10 protein-coding genes are annotated in these 8,775 nt (G+C 64.2%); 9 read left to right on the forward strand and 1 reads right to left on the reverse strand.

Features of this window, described 5'->3' with window-relative positions:
• The 9 genes from Q0L94_RS12805 to Q0L94_RS12845 form a co-directional block, all read left to right on the forward strand.
• On the forward strand, positions 1-454 hold a 454-nt coding region (locus tag Q0L94_RS12805), incomplete at its 5' end, for a DUF4162 domain-containing protein (protein WP_296753791.1).
• Positions 451-1,407, forward strand: coding sequence for an ABC transporter ATP-binding protein (locus Q0L94_RS12810; RefSeq protein ID WP_296753792.1), 957 nt, complete (start codon positions 451-453; stop codon positions 1,405-1,407). The genes Q0L94_RS12805 and Q0L94_RS12810, both read left to right, overlap by 4 nt.
• Positions 1,404-2,531 carry an ABC transporter permease gene (locus tag Q0L94_RS12815; RefSeq protein ID WP_296753794.1) on the forward strand — a complete coding sequence of 376 codons (1,128 nt, stop codon included), beginning with the start codon at positions 1,404-1,406 and terminating at the stop codon, positions 2,529-2,531. Before Q0L94_RS12810 ends, Q0L94_RS12815 begins: the two co-directional genes overlap by 4 nt.
• A 10-nt stretch (positions 2,532-2,541) precedes the next feature.
• A complete protein-coding gene (locus tag Q0L94_RS12820) occupies positions 2,542-3,669 on the forward strand; it encodes an ABC transporter permease (protein ID WP_296753795.1) in 1,128 nt (375 codons plus the stop codon).
• 1 nt (position 3,670) lies between these two features.
• Positions 3,671-4,123: a cytochrome C gene (locus Q0L94_RS12825; protein WP_296753797.1), complete on the forward strand. Its 453-nt coding sequence runs from the start codon at positions 3,671-3,673 to the stop codon at positions 4,121-4,123.
• A gap of 96 nt (positions 4,124-4,219) precedes the next feature.
• On the forward strand, positions 4,220-4,639 hold the full coding sequence (locus tag Q0L94_RS12830; RefSeq protein ID WP_296753798.1) for a hypothetical protein: 420 nt from the start codon (positions 4,220-4,222) through the stop codon (positions 4,637-4,639).
• A 135-nt stretch (positions 4,640-4,774) separates the two neighbouring features.
• Positions 4,775-5,404, forward strand: coding sequence for a TetR/AcrR family transcriptional regulator (locus Q0L94_RS12835; RefSeq protein WP_296753800.1), 630 nt, complete (start codon positions 4,775-4,777; stop codon positions 5,402-5,404).
• 168 nt (positions 5,405-5,572) lie between these two features.
• Positions 5,573-6,997, forward strand: coding sequence for an MBL fold metallo-hydrolase (locus tag Q0L94_RS12840; protein ID WP_296753804.1), 1,425 nt, complete (start codon positions 5,573-5,575; stop codon positions 6,995-6,997).
• 7 nt (positions 6,998-7,004) lie between these two features.
• Positions 7,005-8,075, forward strand: coding sequence for a phospholipase A (locus tag Q0L94_RS12845; protein WP_296753802.1), 1,071 nt, complete (start codon positions 7,005-7,007; stop codon positions 8,073-8,075).
• Positions 8,076-8,081: 6 nt separating this feature from the next.
• On the opposite strand, the gene Q0L94_RS12850 is transcribed toward Q0L94_RS12845, so the two are convergent.
• On the reverse strand, positions 8,082-8,775 hold a 694-nt coding region (locus Q0L94_RS12850), incomplete at its 5' end, for a serine protease (RefSeq protein ID WP_366799476.1).

Below are 8,775 nucleotides of genomic sequence, written 5' to 3' on the forward strand. Positions count from 1 at the left end.
GCCCACCAACGGCGTCGATCCGGTGTCGCGGCGCGATTTCTGGCGCATCCTCTACGCCATGCTGAAGGAAGGGGTGACGATCTTCGTTTCCACCGCCTACCTCGACGAAGCGGAGCGTTGCACCCGCGTCGGCCTGATGCATCGCGGCCGCCTGATCCAGTGCGATACCCCGCAAAAACTGAAAGAAGGCATTCCCGGCCAGTTGCTGGAACTGGAAACCGAACAGCCGCGCGCCGCGCGCGAGGCGCTCGCCGCGCAGCTGGGTTCCAGTCGCGTCAGCCTGTTCGGCGGCATGCTGCATCTGTATACCGAAGGCGCCGCGGAAATGGAGCAGGTCCGGGCGATCCTGAAAGAGGCCGGCATCGCGGTGCGGGCAGAAAAAGTCATCACCCCGACGCTGGAGGACGTGTTCATCCATCAGGTGACGCGGGATGACGCCGAGGCGGCGGCATGAGCACCGACTACGCGGTCGAAGTGCATGAGCTGACGCGCAAGTTCGGCGATTTCGTCGCCGTCGATCGCGTCTCGCTCAGTGTGGAAACCGGCCAGGTGTTCGGCTTTCTTGGCCCCAACGGCGCGGGAAAATCGACCACCATCCGCATGCTGTGCGGCCTGCTGCTGCCCAGTTCCGGTTCGGGCCGGGTGGCGGGCTTCGATATCATGAGCGAGTCCGAAACCATCAAGCGCCACATCGGCTACATGTCGCAGAAGTTCTCGCTCTACGACGACCTGTCGGTCGAGGAAAACATCGATTTCTTCAGTGGCATCTACAACGTACCCAGGGCCAGGCGTACCGAACGCAAGGACTGGGTGCTGGACATGGCGGGCCTCGCGGACAAGCGCGACAGCCTGACCCGGTCGCTGGCCGGCGGCTGGAAACAGCGCCTGGCGCTCGGCTGTGCGGTGCTGCACGAGCCGCCGATCCTGTTTCTCGACGAGCCGACCTCGGGGGTCGACCCGCTGTCGCGCCGCCAGTTCTGGGATCTGATCGCGCAGATGTCGCACCGCGGCACCACCGTGTTCGTCACCACCCATTACATGGAAGAGGCCGAGTACTGCGACGAACTGGCGCTGATTTCGCGCGGCCGGATGATCGCCAAGGGCACCCCCGCCGAGCTCAAGACCATCATCCCCGAAGACATCCTGGAGATTCGGGTCGAGCGCCCGTTCGAGGCGCTGGAGCAGCTCGAAGATTCGGGGCTGGTGAAGGAGGTGGCCCTGTTCGGCGACACCCTGCACGCGGTGGTTGACGATGCGGATGCGGCGACCGCGGCGGTGGGCGATTTTCTGGCCGGACGCGGGCTGGCGACGAGCGGGATCGTCCAGGTCAGACCCTCGATGGAGGACGTGTTCGTCTCGCTGGTCGAACTCGAGGATCGCAGGAGCATGGAGGGTGCGCCGACATGAAGCCGCGCAGCTTCTCGTGGATCCGGCTGTGGGCGCTGGTGAAGAAGGAATTCATCCACATCGTCCGCGACCCGCGCTCGCTGGCGATGGCCTTCCTGATGCCGCTGATCCTGCTGATCCTGTTCGGTTACGCCATCACCATGGACATCAAGACGCTCAACCTCGCTGTCTACGACCAGGACAGGAGCGCGACCAGCCGTCATTATGTGGAAGGGTTTCCGGCCTCCAGCTACTTCAACGTGGTCGCAACGGTGGAAAGTTACGCCGCCGCAGGCGCGTTGCTCGATGAGGGCCGCGCCCACCTGGCGCTGGTGATTCCGCCGAACTTTGCACGTGACCTGGAGCAGGGGCGCACGGCACGGGTGCAGGTGCTGGCCGACGGCTCGGACGCCAACACCGCGACCATCGCGCTGGGCTATGCCGAGGCCATCACCAACCGTTTCAGCATGGCGCAGCAGCAGGGAACGGCGATCGAGCTCGCCGTGGATAACCGCCTGCGCGTCTGGTACAACCCCGAGCTGAAAAGCCGCTGGTTCATCATCCCCGGCCTGATCGCGGTGATCATGACGGTGATCACCGCGCTCTTGACCTCGCTCACCGTCTCGCGCGAATGGGAGAGCGGTACCATGGAGCAGCTGATCGCCACGCCGGTGCAGCCGATCGAACTGTTTCTCGGCAAGATGACGCCGTATTTCGTGATCGGCGTGGCCGACGTGCTGTTTTCGGTGGCAATGGGGGTATGGGTGTTCGACGTGCCGCTCAGGGGCAGCTTCCTGTTCCTGCTCGGCGTCACCGCGATGTTCCTGGTGGGCGGGCTCAGCCTCGGCATCATGGTCTCCACCATCGCCAAGTCGCAGCTGGTGGCGAGCCAGCTGGCGATGGTGGTCACCTTTCTGCCCGCCTTCCTGCTCTCCGGCTTTCTTTATTCCATCGACAACATGCCGCGCTTCCTGCAGGCGGTCACCCACGTGGTGCAGGCGCGCTATTTCGTCGAGGTGCTGAAGAACATTTTTCTCAAGGCCAGCCCGCCTGCGTTCGTGGCGGGCGACCTGATCTTCCTGGGGCTGTTCGCGGTGGTGGTGTTCGCCATCGCCCTCGGCAAGTTCCGCAAGAAACTGGCCTGACGGAGGCGGTATGTGGGAACGGATCTATCGCATGCTGGTGAAGGAGTTCATCCAGGTGCTGCGCGACCCGCGCATGAAGGCGCTGATCTTCGTCATGCCGGTGATCCAGCTGATCATGTTCGGCTACGCCGTGACCACCGACGTCGACCATATCAAGACCGCCGTGTGCGACCTCGACAAGAGCCCGCAGAGCCGTGCGCTGATTGAGCGCTTCACCGCCTCCGGTTATTTCACCGTGGTGGACAACACCGACCGGCCGGAGCGGCTGGGCGAACTGCTCGACCGCGGCCAGGCCACCATCGGCATCCAGATCAACCGCGGCTTCGCCGAAGATCTGAAATCCGGACGGCAGGCGGCAATCCAGACCATCGTCGACGGCACCGACTCCAACACCGGCACGGTGGCGATGGACTACGCCCAGCGCATCACCCAGGAATTTTCCCGGGCGCGCGTCGTGCCCGGCGAACTTGCCCAGCCGGCGCCACCGCAGACCGGGCCCATCGAACTGCGCTCGCGCGCCTGGTACAACCCCGACCTGAAAAGCCGCTATTTCAACGTCCCCGGCGTGATCGCCGTGGTGGTGCTGCTGATCTCCCTGCTGCTCACCGCCATGGCCATCGTGCGCGAACGCGAGATCGGCACCATGGAGCAGCTGATGGTGACGCCCATCCGCTCCTTCGAGCTGATTCTCGGCAAGACCCTGCCGTTCGTGCTGATCAGCTTCATCGACGTGCTGGTGGTCACCGCGATCGGGGTCAGCTGGTTCAACGTGCCGATCCAGGGCAGCCTGGCGCTGCTGCTGTTCGGCGCCGGACTGTACCTGATGTCGACCATCGGCATCGGCCTGTTCATCTCCACCATCTCCCAGACCCAGCAGCAGGCGTTGATGTCGTCGTTTTTCTTCTACCTTCCCGCGGTGCTGCTGTCCGGCTTCATGTTCCCGATCTCGAACATGCCGGAGCCGGCGCAGTGGCTCACCTATCTCAACCCGCTGCGCTACTTCCTGGTCATCATCCGCGACATCTTCCTCAAGGGCAGCGGCTGGGACATCCTGTGGCCGCAGTTCGCCGCCCTGGCGGTACTGGGCACGGCGCTTCTGACCATGAGTTCGCTTCGCTTCAAGAAAAGGATGGCCTGACATGAACTACGCCCGCACACCGATTCTCAAGTGCCTCGCCGTTTCCGCTCTGCTGGCCGCCGCAGGCGGCGCGTCTGCTGCCGATCCGCTGGTCCTGCAGAAGATCATGAAGGATCTGGGCCGCAACATGCAGGTCATCACCGACGGTATCTCGCGTGAGGACTGGGCGCTGGTGGAGAAGACCGCGCCGCTGATCGCCGACCATCCGCAGCCGCCGCTGGCAGAGAAAATGCGCATCCTGCGCTTCGCCGGGACCAGCGTGGGCAAGTTCAAGACCTATGACGGTGAAACCCACGACCAGGCACAGGCGCTTGGCAGGGCGGCCGGGTCCAGAGACGGCCCGGGCGTGATTCTGGCCTTCCAGAAACTGCAGACCAGCTGCTACAACTGCCACAGCGAATTCCGCAAGCCCTTCGTGGCGCACTTTTACGGCAAGAGAGATGCCGTTCAGTGAGCCATTGCCACACGCGCGCAGGAATGGCCGCTGCATCGAAATGACATCCGGCAAGCAATGTTCCCGGCTACAAGCTCACCAAAAAGGAAAGCTCACGTGACTCCATCCAAACACAAACGCAGATTCCACATCTGGGCGATTTCACTGCTCGCAATCGGGTTTGGCCTGCTCACCATCAAGGAAGGCGGCACGATCCTGTTCGGCGACGGAACGGCACGCACCGCGGCCGGAAACTATGTGCCGTTCGTGCTCTGGTTCAATTTTCTCGCGGGTTTCGCCTATGTCGTCGCCGGTGCCGGCCTGTGGCTGCGGCAGCGCTGGGCGGTACGGCTGGCGGTTGCCATTGCCCTGGCCACCGCGATCGCGTTCGCCGCATTCGGCGTGCATGTAGCGTCCGGCGGTGCCTACGAGCTTCGTACGGTGATCGCCATGAGTATGCGAACGCTGGTGTGGGCAGCGATCGCGGCTATTGCCTGGCATGAACTGGTACGTACGAGTCGACGCCGTGCATCGTGAATGCAGCGGCTGTCGATTCGCTGCAGACGGGCGCGTATCGGGCGGCGTAAAACACTCCCGGCGCGCCCATGCGGTCACGGCACTCGCGCCCGGAAATTCTGCAATCAGTGAAACACGAAACAAGGGAAACAAGAGATGAGCGAACCCAGGCAACGACTGTCGGCGGAAGAACGCCAGGAAGAAATCATCAAGGCTGCCGTGGAGCTTGCCGGCGAGCAGAGCGTGGACAGCGTGACGACGCAGGATATGGCCAAGGCCGTGGGCGTCACGCAGGGCGCGATTTTCCGCCATTTCCCCAGCAAGGACATGATCTGGCTGGCGGTCGTCCACTGGGTACGCGGTCGGCTGATGAGCGTGGTGGACGTGGCGGCAGGGCAGGGCAGGGATCCGCTCGATTCCCTTGAGAAGATGTTTTTCGCTCATCTGGGTTTCGTCGACAAGGTGCCGGCGATCCCGAAGCTGATATTCACCGATCAGCTGCTGAAGAAAAATCCCAAGATCAAGGAACTGATCCGCAGCATTCTGGCGGATTACGAGGCCAAGGTGACCGATCTCATTATCCAGGCCAAGGCGCAGAAACTGGTTCGAGCGGACCTGAACGAGCAGGACGCCGCTGTCATGTTCATCGGCATCATTCAGGGTCTGGTAATACGCGTTTCAGTGATAGAAACACGAAAATCGCTGATTTCAGAGGGAAAGCTGGTGTTTCCCATTTTTCTTCACGGTATCGGCGCCACGCGTGCGAGCGATGCGGGTCCGGATTAAGGTGGAATACGGGCGCGCGCGGGGCGGCAAGCAGCAGGGTGCCCGGATCCACGGGATTCCTTCAGCGCGGGAATCGGCGCGTAGCGGAAAGGCGAGGGCGCGTTGCTCCGGTGTAAGATCGAGGCCTCTACTTGACCCCGCGGGGCTGATGCTGCGCGGCACTCCATGATTAAACTGACTTTTCTCGGCGCGGCGCGCGAGGTGACCGGCTCCAGCTATCTGGTGGAGGCCGACGGCGTACGCTTTCTGGTCGATTGCGGCATGTTCCAGGGCGGGCGCGAAACGCGCGCCAAGAACCAGCGCGCGTTTTCCTTCGATCCGCGCGACATCGACTTCGTGATCCTCACCCACGCCCACATCGACCATTCCGGCCTGCTGCCGCGGCTGGTCGCGCTCGGCTTCAAGGGCAAGATCCACGCAACCCGCGCCACCTGCGACCTGCTGGCGGTGATGCTGCCGGACTCCGCACACATCCAGGAAAAAGAGGCCGAGTACGCCAACGTCGACCGCTTCCGCAGGGACCGGGACCGGCGCGACAAGGCTGCGCCGACGCGCGACATCGCGCCGCTGTACACGGTGGCGCAGGCGCAGGCTTCGCTGAAGCGCCTCAACCCGGTCGACTACGACCTGGAGATCGCGCCGCATCCGCAGGTGCGCTGCACCTTCCGCGACGCCGGCCACATCCTCGGCTCGGCGATCGTCGAGGTGTGGGTGGGCGAAGGTGCGCGCCGCCGCAAGATCGTGTTTTCCGGCGACCTCGGCCAGCCCGCGCGGCCGCTGCTGCGCGATCCCACACCGATTTTCGAGGCCGATTACCTGGTAGTCGAGTCGACCTACGGCAATCGCGATCACAAGAGCATGGAGGCGACGCAGGACGAACTGGTCGAGGCGATCTGCGACACCATCGAAAAGAAGGGCGGCAACGTCGTCATTCCTGCTTTCGCGGTGGGGCGCACTCAGGACATGCTCTACCTGCTGGCCGATCTGACCCGGCAGGCGCGCATCCCCAGGCTTTCCGTATTCGTCGATTCGCCGATGGCCACCGCCGCCACCGAGATCACCTTCAGGCACATGGCGCTGCTCGATGCCGAAACCCATGAGCTGATGGGCCGCCACGGCGGTGCCGCGCATTTCCGCAAGCTCGAGTTTGTCGAGGATGTGGAGGAATCGAAAGCGCTCAACCGCATCACGGGGGGCGCCGTCATCATCTCGGCCAGCGGCATGTGCGAAGCCGGCCGCATCAAGTTTCACCTGCGCGCCAACCTGCCGCGCCGCGAATCGACCATCCTCATCACCGGTTTTCAGGCGGCCGGCACCTTCGGCCGCCGTCTGGTCGACGGCGCCAAGCGGGTGCGCCTGCTGGGCGAGGACATTCCGGTGCGCGCCGACCTCTACACCCTGGGCGGGCTGTCGGCACATGCCGACCGCAGCGCCCTGCTCGCCTGGCTCGGCCACTTTCGCAGCAGACCGCGCCAGGTGTTCGTGGTGCACGGCGAAGACAGCGTGGCAACCGGTTTCGCCGCCGATTTGCAGAGGCAGTTCGGCTGGGACGCGCAGGCGCCGCTACCGGGGCACAGCGTGATTCTCGACTGAGCGCCGGGTGCGGACGCGACCCGCGAGACCTGCGTGCGGCGCAATTCCGCTGGCCCTGCTGTGCGCGGGCTTGCTGGGCAGCGCGCAGGCCGCCTCGATTGCCGACTGGGAAGGATGCAGCGCGATTTCGGCGGATGCCGAGCGGCTGGCGTGTTACGACCGGCTGGCCGGGCGGCCGCAGCCCGCGGCCGCATCCACGGCCGAACTGCAAGCCGCCGTGGCGCCTGTCGCGGCGCAACCCGCGCTGCAACTTGAGCCGCCGGAACCCAGGCTGCTTTCGGCGCTGTCGCGCCACTGGGAACTCGACGACGCAGCCAAGCGGGGTGCCTTCCTGTTCCGCCCGCATCACCCCAATTATTTTCTGCCGTTCAAGGCCAGCGACTCGCCCGGCAACGCCTCGTTCCAGGCAGCGCTCGGGCAGACCGACCTCAGGCTCGATCCCGTCGAGACCGAATTGCAGCTGAGTTTCAAGATCAAGGGGATGCAGGGCGTGTTCGGCAACGACAACGTCGATTTGTGGTTCGGCTACACTGCCACCTCGTTCTGGCAAGCCTACAACCGAAGCCTTTCCGCGCCGTTCCGCGAGACCAACTACGAGCCGGAGGCGATGCTGGTGTTCCGCACCGATTACGATCTGGCCGGTTTTCGCGGGCGCTTCATCAACCTCGGGCTGGTGCACCAGTCGAACGGCCGCGGCGCAGCGCTGTCGCGCAGCTGGAACCGGGCGTACGCGCAGTTCGGATTCGAGCGCGGCAACCTGGCCTTGCTGGTCCGCCCCTGGTACCGGATTCCGGAGCGCGACGGCGACGGCGACAACCCCGACATCGATGACTACCTCGGGCACGGCGATCTGCTGGCGATCTATAGCAAAGGGCGCAATACGTATTCGCTGCTGCTACGCAACAATTTCGCGGCGTCGGACAATCGCGGCGCATTGAAGCTGAGCTGGGGTTTTCCGCTGTACGGGCGCTTGAGAGGTTACGTGCAGTATTTCAACGGCTATGGCGAATCGCTGATCGATTACAACCGCAGCCAGCAGTCGCTCGGTCTCGGCGTCAGCCTGACCGGCGGCATGTAGGCGCGCTCAGGGCGCTTTGGGCAGCGCCTGCTCCAGCAGTTGATGCACGTATTTTGCCGGAATCGCGTAGCTGATCCCGCTCGGCGCCGAGAGCGCGGCTTCTTTCGCCCCCTTGACGTACACCGAGTTGACCACGCCCAGCACCTCGCCGGTTTCCGGGTGCCACACCGGGCTGCCGCTGTTGCCGGGGTAGGCGATGGCGTCGAGCTCGAACACCTCGTAGGGCTGCTGCGCCTGTTTGAGCGCGCGCGCATTCAACTGCGAAGCGCTTTGCACCGGTGTGAAAATGGGAATGACTGCGGCGAGCCCGGCGCGGTGGGTGGACGGGTTGAGCCCCAGCACCGAGCCGATCGGATAACCGGTGAAATACAGCTGCCAGCCTTCGCGCACGCTGTTCGAATCGCCCAGCTTCAGCGCGGGCAGCGGATCGCCGGCAATTTTCAGCAGGGCCAGATCGCGCGCGCGGTCGGTGGCGATCAGCTGTGCGGTGCGCACCGCCACCTGACGGTCGCGCCCGATGAAGATGGCATGGGTTTCCTTCTTCTCGCTGTCCAGTGGTCTGAGAAAGATGTGCGCGCACGACACCACGTAGCGTCCGTCGAGCACCGCAAAGCCGGTGCCCTGCAGGTTGGCGCGCGGACTGCCGCTGGGATTGAAGGTGCCGACGCCGACCACGCCCGGCTTCACCATGAGCAGCGTG

Source organism: Thiobacillus sp. (genome assembly GCF_024708915.1).

What these genes read in the sequence shown, in the direction of transcription:
- Q0L94_RS12810 (WP_296753792.1), top strand. Translation starts at nt 451, where the DNA reads ATGAGCACCGACTACGCGGTCGAAGTGCATGAGCTGACGCGCAAGTTC.
- Q0L94_RS12815 (WP_296753794.1), top strand. Translation starts at nt 1,404, where the DNA reads ATGAAGCCGCGCAGCTTCTCGTGGATCCGGCTGTGGGCGCTGGTGAAG.
- Q0L94_RS12820 (WP_296753795.1), top strand. Translation starts at nt 2,542, where the DNA reads ATGTGGGAACGGATCTATCGCATGCTGGTGAAGGAGTTCATCCAGGTG.
- Q0L94_RS12825 (WP_296753797.1), top strand. Translation starts at nt 3,671, where the DNA reads ATGAACTACGCCCGCACACCGATTCTCAAGTGCCTCGCCGTTTCCGCT.
- Q0L94_RS12835 (WP_296753800.1), top strand. Translation starts at nt 4,775, where the DNA reads ATGAGCGAACCCAGGCAACGACTGTCGGCGGAAGAACGCCAGGAAGAA.